Source organism: Streptomyces sp. NPDC031121 (assembly GCF_055570615.1).
Map to the genome: position 1 here is coordinate 398976 of NZ_JBVIGV010000003.1, position 19024 is coordinate 417999.

At 75.7% G+C, this 19024-nt stretch carries 16 protein-coding genes; 5 read left to right on the forward strand and 11 right to left on the reverse strand.

Features of this window, described 5'->3' with window-relative positions:
- Positions 1–61: 61 nt before the first annotated feature.
- Positions 62–583, reverse strand: coding sequence for a peptidoglycan-binding domain-containing protein (locus ACZ462_RS07425; protein ID WP_467804862.1), 522 nt, complete (start codon positions 581–583; stop codon positions 62–64).
- 618 nt (positions 584–1201) lie between these two features.
- Between ACZ462_RS07425 and ACZ462_RS07430 the strand changes: the two genes are divergently transcribed.
- Together ACZ462_RS07430 and ACZ462_RS07435 are read left to right on the forward strand one after the other, a co-directional pair.
- Positions 1202–3268, forward strand: coding sequence for an MDR family MFS transporter (locus tag ACZ462_RS07430; protein WP_467804860.1), 2067 nt, complete (start codon positions 1202–1204; stop codon positions 3266–3268).
- A gap of 299 nt (positions 3269–3567) precedes the next feature.
- Positions 3568–3963, forward strand: a complete 396-nt coding sequence (locus ACZ462_RS07435; protein ID WP_467804859.1) for a nuclear transport factor 2 family protein — start codon at positions 3568–3570, stop codon at positions 3961–3963.
- 24 nt (positions 3964–3987) lie between these two features.
- Here the strand turns inward: ACZ462_RS07435 and ACZ462_RS07440 are convergent, their stop codons facing one another.
- The gene (locus ACZ462_RS07440) at positions 3988–4353 is read right to left on the reverse strand and encodes an antibiotic biosynthesis monooxygenase family protein (protein ID WP_467804858.1); all 366 of its coding nucleotides are present in this window, start codon (positions 4351–4353) and stop codon (positions 3988–3990) included.
- Between the two features lie 108 nt (positions 4354–4461).
- On the opposite strand from ACZ462_RS07440, the gene ACZ462_RS07445 reads away from it, so the two are divergent.
- Together ACZ462_RS07445 and ACZ462_RS07450 are read left to right on the forward strand one after the other, a co-directional pair.
- Positions 4462–6591, forward strand: coding sequence for a bifunctional glycosyltransferase 87/phosphatase PAP2 family protein (locus tag ACZ462_RS07445; RefSeq protein WP_467804856.1), 2130 nt, complete (start codon positions 4462–4464; stop codon positions 6589–6591).
- A gap of 196 nt (positions 6592–6787) precedes the next feature.
- Positions 6788–7444, forward strand: a complete 657-nt coding sequence (locus tag ACZ462_RS07450; protein WP_467804855.1) for a CAP domain-containing protein — start codon at positions 6788–6790, stop codon at positions 7442–7444.
- Positions 7445–7707: 263 nt separating this feature from the next.
- Here the strand turns inward: ACZ462_RS07450 and ACZ462_RS07455 are convergent, their stop codons facing one another.
- Positions 7708–8073, reverse strand: a complete 366-nt coding sequence (locus ACZ462_RS07455) for a DUF6193 family natural product biosynthesis protein (protein WP_467804854.1) — start codon at positions 8071–8073, stop codon at positions 7708–7710.
- A 118-nt stretch (positions 8074–8191) separates the two neighbouring features.
- A complete protein-coding gene (locus tag ACZ462_RS07460) occupies positions 8192–9463 on the reverse strand; it encodes a cytochrome P450 (protein WP_467804852.1) in 1272 nt (423 codons plus the stop codon).
- 264 nt (positions 9464–9727) lie between these two features.
- On the opposite strand from ACZ462_RS07460, the gene ACZ462_RS07465 reads away from it, so the two are divergent.
- Positions 9728–10897, forward strand: coding sequence for a steroid 3-ketoacyl-CoA thiolase (locus ACZ462_RS07465; protein ID WP_467804851.1), 1170 nt, complete (start codon positions 9728–9730; stop codon positions 10895–10897).
- Between the two features lie 143 nt (positions 10898–11040).
- Here ACZ462_RS07465 and ACZ462_RS07470 read toward each other — a convergent pair whose 3' ends face one another.
- The 7 genes from ACZ462_RS07470 to ACZ462_RS07500 form a co-directional block, all read right to left on the reverse strand.
- Positions 11041–11445 (reverse strand): aggregation-promoting factor C-terminal-like domain-containing protein, encoded by a 405-nt coding sequence (locus tag ACZ462_RS07470; RefSeq protein ID WP_402377811.1) that lies wholly within the window; start codon positions 11443–11445, stop codon positions 11041–11043.
- Between the two features lie 352 nt (positions 11446–11797).
- Positions 11798–12634, reverse strand: coding sequence for an ECF transporter S component (locus ACZ462_RS07475; RefSeq protein WP_467804849.1), 837 nt, complete (start codon positions 12632–12634; stop codon positions 11798–11800).
- A complete protein-coding gene (locus tag ACZ462_RS07480; protein WP_467804848.1) occupies positions 12631–14421 on the reverse strand; it encodes an ABC transporter ATP-binding protein in 1791 nt (596 codons plus the stop codon). The genes ACZ462_RS07475 and ACZ462_RS07480 overlap by 4 nt, the downstream gene beginning before the upstream one ends.
- Positions 14418–15599: an energy-coupling factor transporter transmembrane protein EcfT gene (locus ACZ462_RS07485; RefSeq protein ID WP_467804846.1), complete on the reverse strand. Its 1182-nt coding sequence runs from the start codon at positions 15597–15599 to the stop codon at positions 14418–14420. Before ACZ462_RS07485 ends, ACZ462_RS07480 begins: the two co-directional genes overlap by 4 nt.
- A complete protein-coding gene (locus ACZ462_RS07490; protein WP_467804845.1) occupies positions 15596–16279 on the reverse strand; it encodes an SCO2322 family protein in 684 nt (227 codons plus the stop codon). The genes ACZ462_RS07485 and ACZ462_RS07490 overlap by 4 nt, the downstream gene beginning before the upstream one ends.
- Positions 16279–17529 (reverse strand): prenyltransferase/squalene oxidase repeat-containing protein, encoded by a 1251-nt coding sequence (locus tag ACZ462_RS07495; RefSeq protein WP_467804843.1) that lies wholly within the window; start codon positions 17527–17529, stop codon positions 16279–16281. Before ACZ462_RS07495 ends, ACZ462_RS07490 begins: the two co-directional genes overlap by 1 nt.
- A gap of 362 nt (positions 17530–17891) precedes the next feature.
- The gene (locus ACZ462_RS07500) at positions 17892–18965 is read right to left on the reverse strand and encodes an MBL fold metallo-hydrolase (RefSeq protein WP_467804842.1); all 1074 of its coding nucleotides are present in this window, start codon (positions 18963–18965) and stop codon (positions 17892–17894) included.
- Between the last annotated feature and the right edge of the window lie 59 nt (positions 18966–19024).

Sequence of the window (19024 nt, forward strand, 5' to 3'; positions counted from 1 at the left end):
CGGCCCCGCCCGCCAGCCGCCGGGGCCGTCTGCGGTCGGCCTGATGCGGCTCGGGCGGGTGTCAGGCGGTGCGTTCCAGGGCCTTGCGGGTGGAGGGGCCGTAGACGCCGTACCCGTCGTCGTAGATGTGGTTCCGCCACTGGAACTCCGCTACGGCTTCCTTGGTGCGGCTGTCGAACCGGCCGCTGATTCTGCCGCCGTACACGCCGTTGGCCGCCAGGAGTCGCTGCATCTTCTCCACCTCCGGGCCCGAATCGCCCTGGCGGAGGGTGGGTGCCTTCGACGGGGACGGGGAGCTGCTCGCCGAGCGGCTCGGGCTCGCCGAGGTCGGCCGGGCCGCCACGGCGGTCGACGGAGCGGACGCGGTCGGTGAGGCAGACGTCGACTTCGACGCGCTCGGGGAGGCGGAGCGGGACGCCGACCTGGTGGGAGCGGCGGCGGACGGGGAGGCGGACTCCGCCGGATTCGTCGGGAGGACGCTCGCGGCGGGCGCCGAGGGCTTGGCGTCGAGGAGGACCGTGTCGCTCTCGACGGAACGCGACAGCATGCCCATCGCCAGCGCCACCGTGCCGACGGCGACCACCGTGCCGGCGCCCGCCAGGACCGTCGGAATCCGGCGGCGTCGGGAGCCCCCGCCGGTGCGCTTCCCCCTGGGGCCCCCGCCCCCGCCCCCTCCCCTTTCCCTCCCGGTGTGTGCTGGTGCGAGCAGGCCGAGGTCCTGGACCGGGGCCGATGCCATCGGTACCGGTGGGGCCGGTGGCAGCGGGGCCGTTTCGGCGGGCCAGTACGCCTGCGGCGGGCTGTCCGGCCATACGGGTATGCCGTACGACGGGGTCGCCGCCTCCGAGCCGGGCCCGGGCGGAGGCGTGTGCGGTCGGCCCGGGGCGGCCGGGGCGCCGTGCGCCGGCGGCTGTGCAGGGTGCGGCAGCGGGGCGTGTGTCGCGGGGCCGCCGGGGTGGGGCAGTGTCACGTACGGGCGGACCCGCAGTGGCTCGAAACCGCCCCCGTTCGTGCCCGGCGCACACCCGCAGTCGACGCCCGCAGCGTCGCAATCTGGACAGCGCTCAGCGCTCACTGGACTCCCTCCCTGGGCATTGCCTGCGATTATGCAGACCCGCCGCAGCCCGCCCAACCCTCCCGAGAGGCCATAACCGGACACACCGCTCAGGATGGAAATGTTGATCGGCCTGAGGAGGAACGGATGTCCCAGGAAGTGACGTCAGGCTCCCGCGACCCCCGCTCCGGACCCGGCGGCGAGGGCCCAGCAGCCGAACGCGCCTCCCGTGACGTGCTGGTCCCCATCGGCGCACTGATGCTGGGCCTGCTGCTCGCCGCACTCGACCAGACGATCGTGTCGACCGCCCTGCCGACGATCGTCAGCGAACTCGGCGGAATGGACCACCTGTCGTGGGTCGTCACCGCCTACATGCTCGCCGCCACCGCTGCGACACCCCTGTGGGGGAAGCTCGGCGACCAGTACGGGCGCAAGAAGCTCTTCCAGACGGCCATCGTCATCTTCCTGATCGGATCGGCGCTGTGCGGGCTCGCCCAGGACATGCCCCAGCTGATCGGCTTCCGCGCCCTCCAAGGCCTGGGCGGCGGCGGCCTGATCGTGCTGTCCATGGCGATCGTCGGCGACATCGTCCCCCCGCGGGAACGCGGACGCTACCAAGGCCTCTTCGGAGCCGTGTTCGGGGCGACGAGCGTCCTCGGCCCGCTCCTCGGGGGCTTGTTCGTCGACCAGCTGTCCTGGCGCTGGGTCTTCTACATCAACCTCCCCGTCGGTCTCGTCGCGCTCGCGGTCATCGCGGCCGCCCTGCACATCCCGGTGCGCCGCGAACCGCACCGCATCGACTACCTCGGCACCTTCCTCATCGCCTGCGTCGCGACCTGCCTCGTCCTGATCGCCTCCCTCGGCGGCACCTGGGGCTGGGGCTCCGCCCGGATCATCGGGCTGGACGTCCTCGGTGCCGTACTCCTCGCCGCGTTCGTCCTCGTCGAGCGGCGTGCCGCCGAACCCGTGCTGCCGCTGGGCCTCTTCCGGGTCCGCACCTTCACCCTCTGCTCGTTGATCAGCTTCATCGTCGGCTTCGCCATGTTCGGCGCGATGGTCTACCTCCCCACGTTCCTCCAGGTCGTCCAGGGCGTCTCCCCGACCATGTCCGGCGTCCACATGCTGCCGATGGTGCTCGGCATGCTGATCGCCTCCACCGGCTCCGGGCAGATCGTCTCCCGCACCGGCCGGTGGAAGGTCTTCCCCGTCGCCGGAACCGCGGTCACCGCGGTCGGGCTGGTCCTCCTGCACCAGATGCACCGCACCAGCGGGGCGTGGGAGATGAGCCTGTACTTCTTCGTCTTCGGCCTCGGGCTCGGCCTGGTCATGCAGGTACTGGTCCTGGCCGTGCAGAACGCCGTCAGCTACGCCGATCTCGGCGTCGCCACCTCCGGTGCCACCTTCTTCCGCTCCATCGGCGCCTCCTTCGGCGTGGCGGTCTTCGGCACGGTCTTCGTCAACCGGCTCGACGGCAAACTCGCCACCGCCTTCGCCGGCCAGTCGCTGCCGCCGGGGACGGCCGCGCAGGTCGAAGCGGACCCCCGGGCGATCGGTACCCTGCCCGCCGATCTCCAGCCGCGCGCCCTCGACGCGTACGCCGCCTCCATCACGGACGTGTTCCTGTACGCCGTGCCCGTCGTCCTCCTCGCCTTCGCCGTCTCCCTCTTCCTCAGGGAGGACGTGCTCCGGGGTTCGGTGACCGCGCCCGACGTCACCGAGACGCTCGCCTCCAACCCCGTCCACCGCTCCTCCCACGAGGAGGTCGCCCGCGCCCTGACCGTCCTCGGGACCCGCGAGGGCCGCCGCGACGTCTACCGGAAGATCACCGCGCGGGCCGGGCTCGACCTGCTGCCCGCCGCGAGCTGGATGCTGCTGCGGATGGCCAGGTACGGGGCCACGGGGCCCGCGCTCCTCGCGGAGCGCACCGCCGTCCCGATCAAGGTCGTCACGGATGCGGCCCGCCAGCTGGAGGAGCGCAGGCTCGCCGTACGGGACGGGCTGGAACTGGTCCCGACCGCCCTCGGCCGGGAACACGCGGACCGGCTCTCCCGCGCCCGCGAGGAGTCCCTCGCCGAACTGCTCGGCGACTGGTGGGGGCCGGACCGGCCCACCGACCTGACCGAGCTCGTCCGGGAGATCAACGCGGAGCTGTGCGGATCGGACGCCGAGGAGCCCTACGACGCCGAGCCCCGACGCGACCACGCCGCCCGGTGACCGCCGCCCGGTGACCGCCGCCCCGCGGCCGCCGTTCGCCGGCCGCGGGTCGGTGTGGCGCCGGCCCGGGTGGTCGTCGGCCCGTCAGGCGTGTGCGTCGCGTATTCGCCACCCGCGAGCGGGAGTCGCAGCTGCCGGGGCGGGTCGGCCGGTGGGGGTCGGGGTGGGCGCGGGCGGGACGTGTGCGGTCATGGCGCCAGTGTGGGGGGAGGGGCCGCGGGCGACGCGTGGAATATCCACAGGGACGGGCCGATGATGGGTAAAGGGGTTTATCGCATCAACGGGAGGGCGGGAACGCCATGTCCGAACACCCCGACGCTGCCCTCGTCCGCCGCGGCTACGAAGCCTTCGGCAAGGGCGACCTGCAGGCCCTGGGCGCCCTGATGACCGCCGACGTCATCCACCACGTGCCCGGCAGCAACCCGCTGTCCGGCCACCACAAGGGCCGCGAGGCCGTCCTCGACATGTACCGCCGGCTCGGCGAGGAGACCGGCGGCACCGCACGGGTCGAACTGCACTCGGTGCTCGTGGACGGGCGCGGCCACGCGATGGCCGTCCACACCTTCTACGGCGACCGCGGCGACCGCGGCCTGGAGTTGCAGCAGGGCCTCTTCTTCACGATCGTCGGCGGAAAGATCACCGACATCGACGAGTGCACCCAGGACATCGACGAGGAGGACGCCTTCTGGCAGTGACGTCCGGCCCGCCGGGGCCGGCGCCTACCGGTCGGCGTCTGCCCCGGCCTTCGGACCCGCCTGCTGCACGACCTCGAACGACCACACCGTCGACGCCGAAGCCGCCGGCTTCGGACGCTCGCCCGCGCCCGCCCCGCCGCCCGCACCCGCGCCCGCCCCGCCCTGGTGCGCGGCCTTCATCGGCCCCTCCATCCACGCCTGGAAGTCCTCCTCCGAACGCCAGCGCGTGTACACCAGGTACTGGTCCGTGCCCTCCACCGGCCGCAGCAGTTCGAACCACTCGAATCCGTCGGAACCCTCCACGGCCCCGGCCCGCGACGCGAACCGCTGCTCCAGCACCTCGCGCTGCTCGGCCGGCACGGTCAGGACGTTGATCTTCACGATGCTCATGACCGCCATCCTAGGGACCCCGCGGGGGATATCGTCGTCCCCGGACAATCCAGCGCGGCAGCCAGGCTGAACCGGGTTGCGCATCTGAGGGCGGGAGGCCTGCGAGGCGTGGCGAACGCGGCGGAGCACAGCGGTGCGAACGGGCATGCCGGGGTCATAAGCGCAGGCGCACCAGCCGCCTCGGGCACACGCGCGGCCGCACCCGTCGGCGCGGCAGCCGCGGCAGCCGCGGCAGCCGCGGAAGAGGCTGCCGGCGTACGGCTCTCGGCCCTGCGCCTGATCCTCTGGGCGCTGGCCGGCGTGCTCGCCGTCCGGCAGGCGGCCGCCGTGCTGCGCGCCCCGTCCGGCCCCTGGCCGACCGGCTCCCCGTACGCCCCGTACGCGCTCCACGACCCCGACCGGTTCACCGGCACGCCCTTCGCCGGGCTGGTCCTGAAACCGTTCCTCGGCCTGGCGCCGCCCGCGTCCCTCGGCGTCCTGTGGACCTGCGCGTCGCTGCTGACCGTCGCCGCGGTCGGGCTGGTCGCCGCGCGCGGGCTGCCCGACCCCGTCCCGCGGCGCACCGCCCTGCTCGCCGCGCCCGTGCTGGTCGGCCTGATGATGGTCTCGCTGCCCGTCCGGGAGGCCGCCGCGCCCGGCCAGGGCGCGGTGCCGGTGCTGCCCGCCCTGCCGGTGCTGCTGGTCCTGCTGGCGCTGTTCCGGGTGCCCGCCGACCGCCCGGCCGGGTTCCTCGTCGGGCTGGCCGCGGCCCTCCAGCCGGCCCTGCTGCTGTTCGTCCCGCTGCTGTGGCGGACCGGCCGCCGCCCCGCCGCCGGTGCGGCCGCCGCGACGTTCGCCGGGGCCACCGCCCTGTCCTGGGCGGCCCTCCCGTACGACTCCTGGACGTACTGGGCGCACCACCTGGCCGGCACCGGCTTCGGCGGCTCCCCCGACGCGTCCGCCAACCAGTCCGTGCACGGGGCGCTGCTGCGGCTCGGGCTGTCGGGGCCCGGCGAGGTCGTGCTGTACGCGGTGCTGTCCGCGGCGATCGTCTGGGTGGGGCTGCGGCGGGCCGTGCGGTACGCCCGTGACGGGCAGGTGCTGCTCGCGGCCGCCGTCACCGGGTGCGTGGCCGTGGCGGTGGCGCCGGCGGGGTGGCGGCACCAGCTGCTCTGGGTGCTGCTGGCGGTGGCGGGCCGGGCCGGGGCGCGGGCCGCGGACCGGCGGGTGTGGCCCGTCGCGGTGGTCCTGGCGGCGACGCTGCCCCATACGGTGCTGCTGCCGAACCTGGCCGCGCTGGCGCCCGTACGGGACAACGTGCTGCTGCTGGTGGCGCTCGCGGCGGCCTGCGCCGTGCCGTTCCTGCCGCGTACGTCCCCGTACTGGCGGGCGCCGGTGCCGACGGAGTACGGGCGTCCGGCGGCGGCGCGCTGGTCGCGGATTCCGCTCCTGCCGTTCTGGCGGCGGGTGCTGTCCCGGCCCAACCTGCTGCTGGAGCTGCTGCTGACGAGGGTCGGGTACTCGGTCTACTCGCACATCCGGGCCGCCGCGCCGGCCTCCCGCAGCCTCGCCGAGGAGAACGGCGGGCAGATCCACGCCGTCGAGCGGGCGCTGGGCATCGACATCGAACTCGCCGTCAACCAGGCGGTGGTGGCGACGCCGTGGCTGGAGGGGTTCTTCAACTTCTACTACACGTCGTTCCACTTCGTGGTGCCGCTGGCGATCCTGGGCGTGCTGTACTGGCGCCGGCCCGGTGACTACCGCTGGGCGCGGGCCTCGTTGGGGCTGGCCACCGTCCTGGCCCTCGCCGGGTTCTGGCTGTACCCGCTGGCGCCGCCGCGCCTGATGCCCGGGATGGGCTTCGTCGACACGGTGCACGGGCCGCAGGACCTGGCCAACCCGCAGTACGGGGCGATGACGGCCATCTCCAACCAGTACGCGGCGATGCCGTCGCTGCACTTCGGCTGGTCGCTGTGGTGCGGGATCGTCGTCGTCGTGCTGGCGCCGAAGGGCTGGCAGAAGCTGCTGGGGGCGCTGCACCCGCTGATCACGGTGTGCGCGATCGTCGCGACGGCCAACCACTGGGTGCTGGACGCGGTCGGCGGCGCGGCGGTCGTCGGTGCCGGGTTCGGGCTGGTGCACGTGCTGTCCGGGCCGCGGCGGCTCCGGCTGAGGCTGCCGGCGCAGGCGGCCGCCCCGCCCGGCGAGGGCGCGGAGCCGGCCGCCGGGGCACCCGCCCGGGCGTCCGCCCGGCCGTAGGGCCGCCGTCGGCCGCGGTCCCGGGCCGAATGGCGGGAGGCAGGCCCGGGGCGCACCATGGGGGTGGTGCACCGGAGCGTGCCCCGGGGGGCGTTGTACGGGGAACCGGGCGCCGAGGGGCGGGAGTTCAGGTCCGACGCCGGGGCATCGAGGCCCGGCGGCCGGACATCCGACTCGGGGAGAGACGGGCACCGCCATGGGCATGCGCATCCGGCGCGCCCCCGCCGCCCTGCTCGCCGCCGTACTGCTCGCCGGCGCGGCCGGGACGGCCGCGGCCCAGCCGGGGGCGCCCTGCGAGGGGTTGGGCGCCGACGCCTACGACCGGCCCCCGCCCGCCGACCCCGGCCGGTTCGGGTACGGGGTGCTGCCCGCCACCGCGGGCGTGCACTGCCTGGTCAACGCCGAGCGCCGGCGGCTCGGCCTGCGGGAGTTCACGGACTCCGGCGAGCTGCGGGAGGCGGCGAACCGGCACGTGGCGGCGGCCCTCGCCCAGAAGTGGTGGCCGAACCCGCAGGACCCGGACGACAGGCGGGACCCGCACCGGAACCCGCAGGCCGCAGGAACGGGCGGGGAGCAGATCGTGGACCGGATCCGCGCAGCGGGCTACTGCCGGGACGGACGGTCGTGGCTCGGCCACGAGATCACCTACACCGGGTGGGCGGGCGCGGGGACGCCCCGCGCGGCCGTGGAGTGGTGGCTGCACCGCAGCACGGGCGGCCACGCCGAGGCCATCCGGGATCCCTCGCTCACCGAGTTCGGGATCGCGCCGAGGGGCGGCGCCGCCGAGCGGAGGGGGGCCGGGGCGTCCGATGCGGGGACGTACGTGGTGGTGCTGGGGCGCTGCGAGAGGTAGCGGGGTCCGCGCCACCCGCGCCCCGCGCCACCCGCGCCCCGGGCGCGTCGCGGCCGCCGCCGGGTGCGGGGCCGCGGGGGCGCCGGGACGCTTCGGCCCCGGCGCCCCCGCGGGGGATCGCCGCGTGCTGTCACGGTCCGGCAGGTGCGCGGAGTCCGCCACCCGGGTGCTCCGCCCAGGGCCCGTCCGGCCCCTGTCCGCCGGACAGGCCCCGGCCCGTACGGGGGATGCGCGCGGCCCCCGTACGCGTACGGGCGGGCCGTTCAGGCGGAGGGGAGTCGGGCGACGGCCAGGGCCACCGCCTCCTCCGCGGAGTCCGCCTCGCCGAGGACGCGTTGCAGGCTGGGGCTCAGGACGCGGAAGCGGCCGTCCCGCGTCGGCTCCAGCGCGGGCGCGTCCGCCTCGGTCGGTACGCCGCCGCGGGAGCCGAAGCGGAGGACGCAGTGGCTGGTGAACGGGTACAGCCGGCGCAGTTCCGGTCGCGCGGCGGCGGCCTCGATGAGGGCGAGGACGCCCCGGCCGGCGGCGGCCTGGGGGCCGCCGCGCTCGACCATCAGCCGCCACGTCGTCGGCAGGCGCTGCCAGCGGGCCTCCACGCCGGCATGCGTTCCGCTGTCCTGGAGGTTCATCCGCGCAGTCTGGGCCCCGCCCGGCCTCCGCCACAATGGCCGGGAAGGCATCGATGGCGTGCCGTTACCGCAGCTTGTCGGGATCGTCTCCGTACGCCGCCCCGCGCCGGAGCGGCGGTCAGGGGTGGCTGACGCGCAGCTCCTTGATCCCGTTGAGCCAGGCGGCCCGCAGCCGGCGCGGTGCCGGGCCGGTCAGCCGCAGGTCGGGCAGGTGGTCGGCGACGGCGTTGAAGATGAGGTCGATCTCCATCACGGCCAGGGACTTGCCGAGGCAGAAGTGGGGGCCGCCGCCCCCGAAGCCCAGGTGCGGGTTGGGGTCGCGGGTGATGTCGAAGGCGTCCGGGTCGGTGAAGACCTCCGGGTCGTGGTTGGCGGAGGCGTAGAAGAGGCCGACCCGGTCGCCGGCCCGGATCTTCTGCCCGCCGAGTTCGGTGTCGCGGGTGGCGGTGCGCTGGAAGGAGACGACGGGTGTGGCCCAGCGGACGATCTCCTCGGCGGCCGTCGCGGGCCGCGTCGCCTTGTAGAGCTCCCACTGCTCGGGGTGGGTGAGGAAGGCGTGCATGCCGTGGCTGATGGCGTTGCGGGTGGTCTCGTTGCCGGCGACGGCGAGGAGCAGCACGAAGAAGCCGAACTCGTCGGAGCCGAGGTTGCCCTCGCCCTCCGCGGCGACGAGCCGGGTGACGATGTCCTCGGCGGGGCACTCCTTGCGGGCGGCGGACATGTGCATCGCGTAGCCGATGAGCTCCATGGCGGCCTCGGCGCCGACCGCCTCGGTGATGGCGTACTCGGGGTCGTCGTAGGCGATCATCTTGTTCGACCAGTCGAAGATCCGCAGCCGGTCCTCCTGCGGTACGCCGATCAGTTCGGCGATCGCCTGGAGGGGGAGTTCGCAGGCCACCCGGGTGACGAAGTCGAACCCCCCGTCCTTGTCCCCGTCGCCGGCCGCCGCTGCCGCCGCCGCGGCGCGGGCCTGCTCCGCGATCCGGCGGGCCCGCTCGCGCAGGGCGCCCTCCAGGCCGCGGACGGCCCGGGGCGTGAAGCCGCGCTGGATGATCTGGCGCACCCGGGTGTGCTCGGGCGGGTCCATGTTCAGCATGATCAGCCGCTGGGCGTCGATCTGCTCGCGGGCGATGCCGCCGTTGAAGCGGATGATGGCGGTGTTGGCGGCGGAGGAGAACAGCTCGGGGTGCGTGGAGACGTACTTGACGTCCGCGTGCCGGGTCACGGCCCAGTAGCCGTCGTCGTCGAAGCCGGTGATGCCGCGCTCCTGGCGGCACCACCACACCGGTGCCGTCTGCCGCAGCCGCGCGAACTCCGGGAGGGGTACCCGCTCCCGGAGGAGGTCGGGGTCGGTCGCGTCGAAGCCTTCGGGCAGTGCGGGACAGGTCATCGCGGCACTCCAAGTCTGACGGCCCATCAGCAATTGGGCAGAAGGTAATGACGGGTCCCGGAAGTGGCAAGGGGCCGCGCCCGGCCGGTTGCGTGTGGAATCCGTGGAGGCCGGATGCAAGACCCTTGCGTGCCGGGCCCGCGGGTCATAAGACTTCGGGGGGAGAACTAGAACGCGTACCAATTTCGGGGTGCGGGCGGGGCGCCGGGAACGGCCCGCCCGGTCCCGCCGTGCCGGCAGCGCTGCGCAGGAGAGGACGATCCCATGGCCGCGGAACCCGTCATCGTCGAAGCCGTACGCACGCCGATCGGCAGGCGCGGGGGCGTACTCGCCAACCTGCACCCCGCGTACCTGCTCGGCGAGACCTACCGCGAACTCCTCGCCCGTACGGGCATCCAGCCCGACTGCGTCGAGCAGATCGTCGGCGGGACCGTCACCCACGCCGGCGAGCAGTCCATGAACCCCGCCCGTACGGCCTGGCTGGCGATGGGCCTGCCGTACGAGACCGCGGCGACGACCGTGGACTGCCAGTGCGGCAGCTCCCAGCAGGCCAACCACATGGTGGCGAACATGGTCGCCGGCGGGGTCGTCGACATCGGCATAGCCTGCGGTGTCGAGGCCATGAGCCGGGTCCCGCTCGGCTCCGGCTCCAAGCACGGGCCCGGCAAGCCCTTCCCCGACGAGTGGAACGTCGACCTGCCCAACCAGTTCGAGGCCGCCGAGCGCATCGCCCGCCGCCGGGGCCTGACCCGCGAGGACGTCGACCGGCTCGGCCTGCTCTCCCAGCAGCGCGCCGCGGCCGCCTGGGCCGAGGAGCGGTTCAAGCGCGAGACGTTCGCCGTGCAGGTCCCCACCACCGAGGAGGAGCAGGCCGCCGGGCAGGGCATGTGGCGGCTGGTGCACCGGGACGAGGGGCTGCGCGACACGAGCATGGAGGCGCTGGCCGGACTCAAGGCCGTCATGCCGACCGCCGTCCACACCGCCGGGAACTCCTCCCAGATCTCCGACGGGGCCGCCGCCGTGATGTGGGCCTCCCGCCGGATGGCGCGCGCCCTGCGGCTGAAGCCCCGCGCGCGGATCGTCGCGCAGGCGCTCGTCGGCGCCGACCCGCACTACCACCTCGACGGGCCGGTCGACGCGACGCGGGCCGTGCTCGGCAAGGCGGGGATGTCCCTGAAGGACATCGACGTCGTCGAGGTGAACGAGGCGTTCGCCTCGGTCGTCCTCAGCTGGGCGCAGGTCTTCGAGCAGGACCTCGGCAAGGTCAACGTCAACGGCGGCGCCATCGCGCTCGGGCACCCGGTCGGCGCGACCGGCGCCCGGCTGATCACCACGGCGCTGCACGAGCTGGAACGCCGCGACAAGGAGTTCGCGCTGATCACCATGTGCGCGGGCGGCGCGCAGGCGACCGGCACGATCATCCAGCGGCTGTGACACCGAAAGCCCACTGGGATGGGAAGCCGAAGGCCCCGGTGGCCGGCCTGGGGAGGCCGGCCACCGGGGCCTTCGCACCGCACCGCCGCGCCGGCGTCGTGCCGGGCGGCGGTGCGGTGTCGTACCGGGCGTGGTGCCGCGGCTTAGTACCAGTGGTTGGCCTGCCAGAAGTTCCAGGCGCCGACCGGGGAGCCGTAGCGCTCGTTCATGTAGTCCAGGCCCCACTTGATCTGGGTGGCCGGGTTGGTCTTCCAGTCGGCACCGGCCGAGGCCATCTTGGAGGCCGGCAGGGCCTGGACCAGGCCGTACGCGCCGGAGGACGCGTTCGTCGCCGTGTGGTCCCAACCGCTCTCGCGGGAGATGATCTTGTCGAAGGCGGCGAACTGGGCCGGGTCCTTGATCATCTGCTGGGCGATCGCCTTGGCGCTCGTCGGGGCGGCCTGCGCGGGGACGGCGGCCAGCATGGAACCGGCGGCGGCAAGGCCGACGACGGTACCCGCGAGGGTCTTCTTGGAGGCGGCGATGCGGCGGATGACGGAGATGGACACGGAGAGCCTTCCGTAGGGGACGGGATGCGGCCGCCGCATGCAGGAGGCATGCGTGAGTCACTCACACGGGGGAGAGGGGCTCGTCGGGCGGCGGGCTGTGTGCCCGGGCCGCCGTGGCGACATCACCAGTTAGCCAGGCCCCCGCGGCCCTGGCAAAGGCCCCCTCCTACTACGGACCCTCGGAGGAAACCCCTCCGCGCGGCCTCGCCGACGGGCTCCGCCAGCCCCCGTCCGGGGCCCCCTCCGCGCCCGGAGGCCGCCGCCCGCCGTCCACTAGGCGGGGTCGTATGTGACGTGGGTCCTATGGGGCGCCTCACCCTCAGGAGAGCCCGATCTCACCCCGTGTAGCCACCTATGTCCCTTTTGTTGTGTGGTCGGGGCCACTTCCGGCCCCCGGATCGAAGGAAACCGGCGCCTCGAACGCCGCTTTGCGAGTCGCCCGCCGCAGCGCCTTCAGCAGCGTCCCGCCCAGCAGCAGCGTCAGCACCACCGTCAGGACGGCCCGCCCCAGGTCCCAGCCCAGGGACGTCGCCGCGCAGTACGCGAGGAACCGCGCGAGGTTCGCCCCGACCGGATCCCCGGGGTGGAAGGAGACGCCCTGGCCCATGCCCTGGAGCAGCACCCAGCCCTGCAGGTTCATGACCGTCCCGTACGCGAACGAGCCCGCGAACCCGTACGCCGCCAGCATCGCCAGCTCCGCCCGGCCCCGGATCCGCCGCGCCCCCGGCAGCAGCCCGGCGCCCAGCGCGAACCAGCCCATCGCCAGCATCTGGAACGGCATCCACGGCCCGACCCCGCCGGTCAGCAGAGCGGAGGCGAACATCGTCACCGCGCCCAGCACGAAGCCGAACCCGGGGCCGAGGACGCGCCCGCTCAGCGCCATGAGGAAGAACATCGGCTCCAGGCCGGCCGTGCCCGCACCCAGGGGCCGCAGCGCCGCCCCCACCGCGGCCAGCACCCCCAGCATCGCCACCGCCTTGGCGTCGAGGCCCTGGTCGGCGATGGTCGCGACGACCACGGCGACGAGCAGCGGCAGCAGCGCGGCGAACAGCCACGGCGCGTCCTGCGCGTGGGCGAGCCCGGACCCGGCGTCGGCCAGCAGCGGCCAGCCGAACGCTGCCACGCCGATCAGCGTCACCAGCACCAGGGCGGCCGCGGCACGCGGGCCGATACGGACGGGCCGGCTCACCGCGCCGCCCCCGCAGCACCCGCCGCATCCTCCGCCGCGGAGGACGCGGGCGGCCCGTCCAGTGCGCGGGCCACCTCCCCCACCGTCAGCCAGCGGCCCGGCGCCAGCACCTTCGCGACCTGCGGGGCGAACGCCGGCGAGGACACCACCACCTCGGCGGTCGGACCGTCCGCGACGACCTCCCCGCCCGCGAGGACCACCACCCGGTCGGCGAGCTCCGCCGCCAGCTCCACGTCGTGCGTCGCGAGGACGATGCCGTGCCCGTCCGCCACCAGCGCGCGCAGGATCCCCACCAGGCGGGCCTTCGCCGCGTAGTCCAGGCCGCGCGTCGGCTCGTCCAGCAGCAGGAGCCGCGGCCGGCCCGTCAGCACCAGCGCCAGGGCGAGCGCCAGCCGCTGTCCCTCGGACAGGTCCCGCGGGTGCGTGCCGTCGGCCACCTCCGGCAGCAACGCCGACACCAGGGCCCGGCAGGACCCGGGGGCCGCGCCGGCGTCCGCGTCCGCGGCGGAGCACTCCCCGGCCACCGTGTCGGCGTACAGCAGGTCGCGCGGATCCTGCGGGACGAGGCCGACGCGGCGCACCATCTCGGCCGGGGCCGTGCGGTGCGGGGCCAGCCCGCCGACCCGCACCTCGCCCGAGGCGGGGGCGTGGGTGCCGACGAGAGCGGAGAGCAGCGTCGACTTGCCGGCGCCGTTGCGGCCCATCAGCGCCACGGTCTCACCGCCCGCGACCTCCAGGTCCACGCCGTGCAGCACCTCGGCGCGGCCCCGCCGCACGGACAGGCCGCGCACCCGCGCCACCGCCGCGTCCGGGGCGTCCGGGGCGGCGGCGGAGGCGGTCGGTGCGCCGCGGCGGAGCAGCCGCGCCACGACCCCGCCCCGCCGGGGCGCGGCCGCAGCCCCGGGAGCGGCCGGGGGCAGGGGTACGGGTACGGCAGCGGTGTCCCCGCAGCCCGACGGCTGCCGTGCGGCCCCGTCCAGGCGGGCGCGCAGCGGGCCCGCGAGGCGGCGGGCGTCGCGCACCGACAGCGGCAGCGGCGACCAGCCGGCCAGCCGGCCCAGGGAGACCACCGGCGGGCGGACGGGCGAGACGGCCATCACCTCCTGCGGCGCCCCCAGCACCGGGGCGGCGCCCGGGCCCGGCAGGAGCAGCACCCGGTCGGCGTACTGGACGACCCGCTCCAGCCGGTGCTCCGCCATCAGCACCGTCGTGCCGAGGTCGTGCACCAGGCGCTGGAGCACCGCGAGGACTTCCTCGGCCGCGGCCGGGTCCAGCGCGGAGGTCGGCTCGTCCAGCACCAGCACCCGCGGGTGCGCGGTCAGGACGGAGCCGATCGCGACCCGCTGCTGCTGCCCGCCGGACAGGGCGGACAGGGGCCGGTCCCGCAGCTCGTTCAGGCCCAGCAGGTCGAGGGTCTCCTCGACGCGGCGGCGCATCACGGCAGGCGGCAGGCCCAGCGACTCCATCCCGTACGCCAGCTCGTCCTCCACGGCGTCCGTCACGAAGTGGGCCCGCGGGTCCTGGCCGACCGTGCCGACGACGTCGGCGAGCTCCCGCGGCCGGTGCGTGCGCGTGTCGCGGCCGGCGACCGTGACGCGGCCGTGCAGGGTGCCGCCCGTGAAGTGCGGCACCAGCCCGGAGACGGTCCCCAGGAGGGTGGACTTTCCGACGCCCGACGGGCCGACCAGCAGCGTCAGCTCCCCCTCCGGGACGGTCAGGTCGACGCCGCCCAGCGCCGGCCGGGAGGCGCCGTCGTACGTGACCGACACCTGCTCGAAACGGATCACGGGGACGACTCCTCGGAAGGTACGGGTGCCACGAAGGCGGGAAGCAGGCCGATCAGGACGGCGGCCGCCGGCCACGGCGGGAACGCCGGCGCCGCCAGCGGGATGACGCCCGGCCGCAGGCCCTGCGGGTCGGCGCCCGCGGCGTACGCGAGCAGCACCGCGACCGCCGTGCCGGAGCCCGCCACCAGCCACGCCCGCGCCCCCCACCGGTCGGGCCGGTACCGGGTCCGCACGCTGCGCCGGCCGCCCAGCCGCAGCCCCGCCACCGCCATGGCCAGGCCGGCGAGCAGCGCCGGCACCCCGTACGCGGCGCCCTCCGCGGCCAGCAGCCCGTACGTGCCCGCGCACATGCCGAGCAGGCCGCCGAGCGTGAGGCAGGCGGTCGTACGGCGTACGGCGGCCGGGACGCCGGCGGTACGGCCGTAGCCGCGGGCGTCCATCGACGCGGCGACGGCGACGGAGCGCTCCAGGGCGCCCTCCAGCACCGGCAGGCCGATCTGGAGCACGGCCCGGACCCCGCCCGTCGGGCGGCCGCGCAGCCGGCGGGCCGTCCTCAGCCGGGCCACGTCCGCGACCATGTTCGGCGCGAACGTCATGGCGACGACGACCGCCACCCCGGCCTCGTACAGCGCGGCCGGCAGGGACTTCAGCAGCCGCGCCGGGCTGGCGAGCGCGTTCGCCGCGCCCACGCAGACCAGCAGGACGGCCAGCCTGGCCCCGTCGTAGAACGCGAACACGAGCTGCTCGGCGGTGACGCGGCCGCCGATCCGGACGCCCTGCGCCCAGTCCGGCAACGGCACCTCGGGCAGGGTGAACAGCACCTGCGTGCCGGGCAGCGGCGAGCCGAGCAGGGCGGAGAACAGCACGCGCAGCCCGATCACGAACAGGCCGAGCTTGAGGAACGCCCCGTACGAGCGGGCCCACGGCGCGGAGGTGCGCCGCGCGGCCACCACGTAGCCGGCGACGGCGGCGATCAGGGCGAGGAGCAGCGGGTTGGTGGTCCGCGAGGCCGCCGCGGCCAGGCCGAGCGCCCACAGCCACCACGCCCCGGCGTGCAGGGCATTGCCCCGCCGCGCGAGCGGCGCCCGCAGCCGCCGGAGCGGCCCGGGGACGGGGCGCCGCGTGCCGGTCCCGGCGGCGTCCTGGTTCCCGGCGCCCGGCGTGGCAAGCGGTGTCATCGGGAGCGGCGGCGGGACTGCCAGAGGGCCGCGCCGGCGACCGCGGCCAGGGCCGCCCCGCCCGCCAGCGGACCGGACCAGCCGCTGCCGCCGGAGCCGGCCTCAGGTTCGGCGGCCGCGGGCTTCCCGGTCGGCGCGGCGGCCGGGCCCTGGCCGTCGGCGATCTGCTCGCCGCAGCCCTGCCGCGGGTAGCCGGATATCGCGCACAGCATCGCCGAGCCGTCGTAGCGCAGCGGCTTGGCCACCGCGGCCAGGGCCTCCGCGGCGCTGGCGTCCGGGGCGACCTGGGCGCAGGCGGTGCGGGGGGCGTCCTGCGGCGGGGCCTCGCCCGCCGGGGCGTCCGCGGGGACGCCGAAGTCGACGACGACGGCTATGCGCTTGCGGCCCTCCGCGGCCGGGGTGGCCGCGCAGACGGCCGCGAAGTCGGCCGGGGTGCGGGGCTGGGCGGCCTGCGCCGCCGCGTCCGCGCTGACCGCGAAGCGGAAGCCCTGCACGGAGCCGTCCGCGGGGCGGGCCGTCGAGGGGCCGACCTGGGCGTACGTCCACGCTCCGGTGGCCGTGCCGTCCCAGTACGACCAGTAGCGGTATCCCGCCGCCTGGGCGGGGGCGGACGCCATAAGGAGCACTGGCAGCGACAGCAGAGCGGCGGCGGGGCGGAGGGGGGTCAGGCCGCGGCGCATCAGAGCTGGTTCTTCTTCCGGCGGCCGCTCAGCAGGATGCCGATGCCCATGCCGGCGGCCGCGCCGACGGCGATCATCCACCAGGCGCTCTGGCCGCCGGAGCCCTCCCCGTCGTCGTCCTTCTTCGCGGGCTCGTCCGTCGTGGAGCCGGCGGCGGCCTGCGGGGCGGGGCCCGTCGCGTTCAGGGCGGTGACCAGGTCCGTGCCGCCGAACGCCTTCGGGTCGGAGCCCGTGGCGTGCGCGACGAGGACGAGGGTGCCGAGGGCGGCCGGGCTGCCCTTGGCCCAGTCGGCCGAGTTGCGCTTCAGCCATTCCACCGCGTCGGCCGCGGACTGCTTGTGCCCGGCCGCGACCAGGGCGAGGACGGCGTCGGCGGTGTTGCCGGTGTCGGGGGCCGGCTGGTCGGCGCCGGGGGCGACGGCGGTGAGGTGGCCGTCCTTCCTCAGCGCGGCGGCCAGGTGCCCGGCGGCGGCCTCGGCGGCGGCCTCGGGGCCGGCGCCGTCGGTGCAGTCGGTGCCCGCCGGGGTGTCCTCGGCGGCCGGGGCGACCACGATGCCCTTGCCGAGGGCGGCGAGCGTGGCGGCGGCCGTCGAGTCGGCGTTCGCGAGGAGCTTGCCGTCCACCGGCTGGTAGGCGAACGCGCCGCGGTCGGAGGCGGGCTCGGCGGTGCAGGGGAGGCGGAAGGCGAGGAGGCCGTCGTAGGCGGACCTGCCGGCCTTCGACCTCACCTCGGCCGGCTTCTCGCCGGCGGCGGCGAGGGCGCCGATGACGACGGCGGTGGAGCTGGCCTCGCTCGGGGAGTCGGGGACGTAGGACCAGCCGCCGTCCTCGTTCTGGACGGACTTCAGCCAGTCCGTGCCCTTCTTCACCGCGGCGTCCTGGCCGCCGAGGGCCTTCAGCGCCTGCACGGCCACGGCGGTGGCGTTCGTGTCGTACACGGTCTGGTCGCCGCAGGCCGCGGCGGCGTCGGCGCGGAAGGAGGCGAAGCCGCCGTTCGCGCACTGCTGCCCGGACAGCCAGGCCACCGCCTCCTTGGCGGGCTTCACGCCGACGGTCTGCTGGGCGAGCAGCGCGATGGACTGCCGCCACACCCCGTCGTACGTCGGGTCGTTCTTCCCGTACAGGCCGGACGGGACGACCGGCGGGGCCGACGGCGACGGCGTGGCCGGCGCGGCGAGGGCTGCGGGGGCGGCGCCGGCGCACAGCACGGCGGAGGCGGCGAGCGCGGCGGCGCTGCGGCGGACGTTCATGGGGGCGGTGCCTCTCCTGCAGGGGGGCCGGAGGCAGGGTGCGGGGGCACCGGCTCCGGCCCCGTATTCCTCGACGGTGCCGGCCGCCGGGGAATCCGGCGGCACGAGCCGCGCACCTCGGTACGGGGCGTTCCGGCTGCCGCCCGGCAGGGCTGCCCGGGCGGGTCACGGTTGCGGGTCAGCGCCGGAATCGCACCGGCTTTCCCCCGTACGGAGGGTGGACGACGGCCCTCACTGTACCGGCCGGTACTGCGGGGGGAGGGAGGCGGCGGCGCCCCGGCTCCTTCCCGCAGGCCGCGGCGGTGCCGGACCGGGCACCCTGCGGAGGGGTGCCCGAACGCGGTCCGCGGCCTGCCGGTCCGTCAGGCGGCGCGGTACTCCACCGGGTCGCTGCCCGGGACCGGTTCCGCGCTGCCCTGCTTCACCAGGCGCCGCAGGTGTGCCTCCGCCTCGGAGACGGCGATGGTGCGCGAGGTGTACGGGATCTCCTCCCAGGGCCGGTTCCACTGCATGCGCTCGGCGAGCTGCCACGGGGTCAGCGGCCGGGCCGCCAGCAGCCGCCGCAGCCCCGCCAGCCGGTCCCGGTGGTGCCGCAGCAGCTCCCGTACGCGGTCGGGGGCGCCGGTGAAGGCGTGCTGGTGGGCGGGGAGCACCTCGGCGGGGGAGAGGCGGGCGACGCGTTGGAGGGAGTCGAGGTAGTCGCCGAGCGGGTCGAGGGCGCCCGCCTCGCCGTCGGGGTCCTCGTAGAGGCCGATGTGGGGGGAGATGCCGGGCAGGAGGTGGTCGCCGGAGAAGAGGCGGCCGCTGCCGGGCAGGCCCGCCGGGTGGCGCTCCTCCAGGTGCAGGCAGACGTGCCCGGGGGTGTGTCCCGGGGTCCAGACGGCGCGCAGGCGGCGCCCGGCCAGGGGCAGCAGTTCGCCGGGGACGATGTCCCGGTCGGGGACGGCGGCCCGCAGGCCCGGGATGCCGCGGGGGTCGCGGCGGGCGGCGCGCAGCGGGGCGAGGTGCTCCTCGGGGGCGCCGGCGGCGGCGAGCTTGTCGTGGACGTACGCGTACCAGGTGCCGGGCGGGGCGGAGCGGGTGCGGACGACGACCTCGGTGTCGGCGGGGTGCATGGCGATCCAGGCGCCCGAGGCCTCGCGGACCCGGCCGGACAGGCCGTGGTGGTCGGGGTGGTGGTGGGTGGCGACGACGCCGTGGACGTCGCCCACGCCGGTGCCGAGGGCGTCGAGCCCGGCGGTGAGGGCGTCCCAGGAGGCGGGGTCGTCCCAGCCGGTGTCGACGAGGACGGGGCCCCGGCCGGTGTCGAGGACGTGGACGAGGGTGTGGCCGAGCGGGTTGTCCGGGAGGGGGACCTCGACGGAGTGGACGCCGCCGCCGTGGTCGGTGACCCGCGGCGGGGTGCGGGGTGGCTGCTGGGGTGCGTTCCGTGGCATGGGGGGTCCTGTCTGCGTCCGGCGGAGCCACATGGCGAGAACGTGTTGCAGTGGTAGCC

Coding starts and splice junctions, on each gene's coding strand:
- ACZ462_RS07430 (WP_467804860.1), top strand. CDS start 1,202: ATGTCCCAGGAAGTGACGTCAGGCTCCCGCGACCCCCGCTCCGGACCC.
- ACZ462_RS07435 (WP_467804859.1), top strand. CDS start 3,568: ATGTCCGAACACCCCGACGCTGCCCTCGTCCGCCGCGGCTACGAAGCC.
- ACZ462_RS07440 (WP_467804858.1), bottom strand. CDS start 4,353: ATGAGCATCGTGAAGATCAACGTCCTGACCGTGCCGGCCGAGCAGCGC.
- ACZ462_RS07450 (WP_467804855.1), top strand. CDS start 6,788: ATGGGCATGCGCATCCGGCGCGCCCCCGCCGCCCTGCTCGCCGCCGTA.
- ACZ462_RS07455 (WP_467804854.1), bottom strand. CDS start 8,073: ATGAACCTCCAGGACAGCGGAACGCATGCCGGCGTGGAGGCCCGCTGG.
- ACZ462_RS07460 (WP_467804852.1), bottom strand. CDS start 9,463: ATGACCTGTCCCGCACTGCCCGAAGGCTTCGACGCGACCGACCCCGAC.
- ACZ462_RS07465 (WP_467804851.1), top strand. CDS start 9,728: ATGGCCGCGGAACCCGTCATCGTCGAAGCCGTACGCACGCCGATCGGC.
- ACZ462_RS07485 (WP_467804846.1), bottom strand. CDS start 15,599: ATGACACCGCTTGCCACGCCGGGCGCCGGGAACCAGGACGCCGCCGGG.
- ACZ462_RS07490 (WP_467804845.1), bottom strand. CDS start 16,279: ATGCGCCGCGGCCTGACCCCCCTCCGCCCCGCCGCCGCTCTGCTGTCG.
- ACZ462_RS07495 (WP_467804843.1), bottom strand. CDS start 17,529: ATGAACGTCCGCCGCAGCGCCGCCGCGCTCGCCGCCTCCGCCGTGCTG.
- ACZ462_RS07500 (WP_467804842.1), bottom strand. CDS start 18,965: ATGCCACGGAACGCACCCCAGCAGCCACCCCGCACCCCGCCGCGGGTC.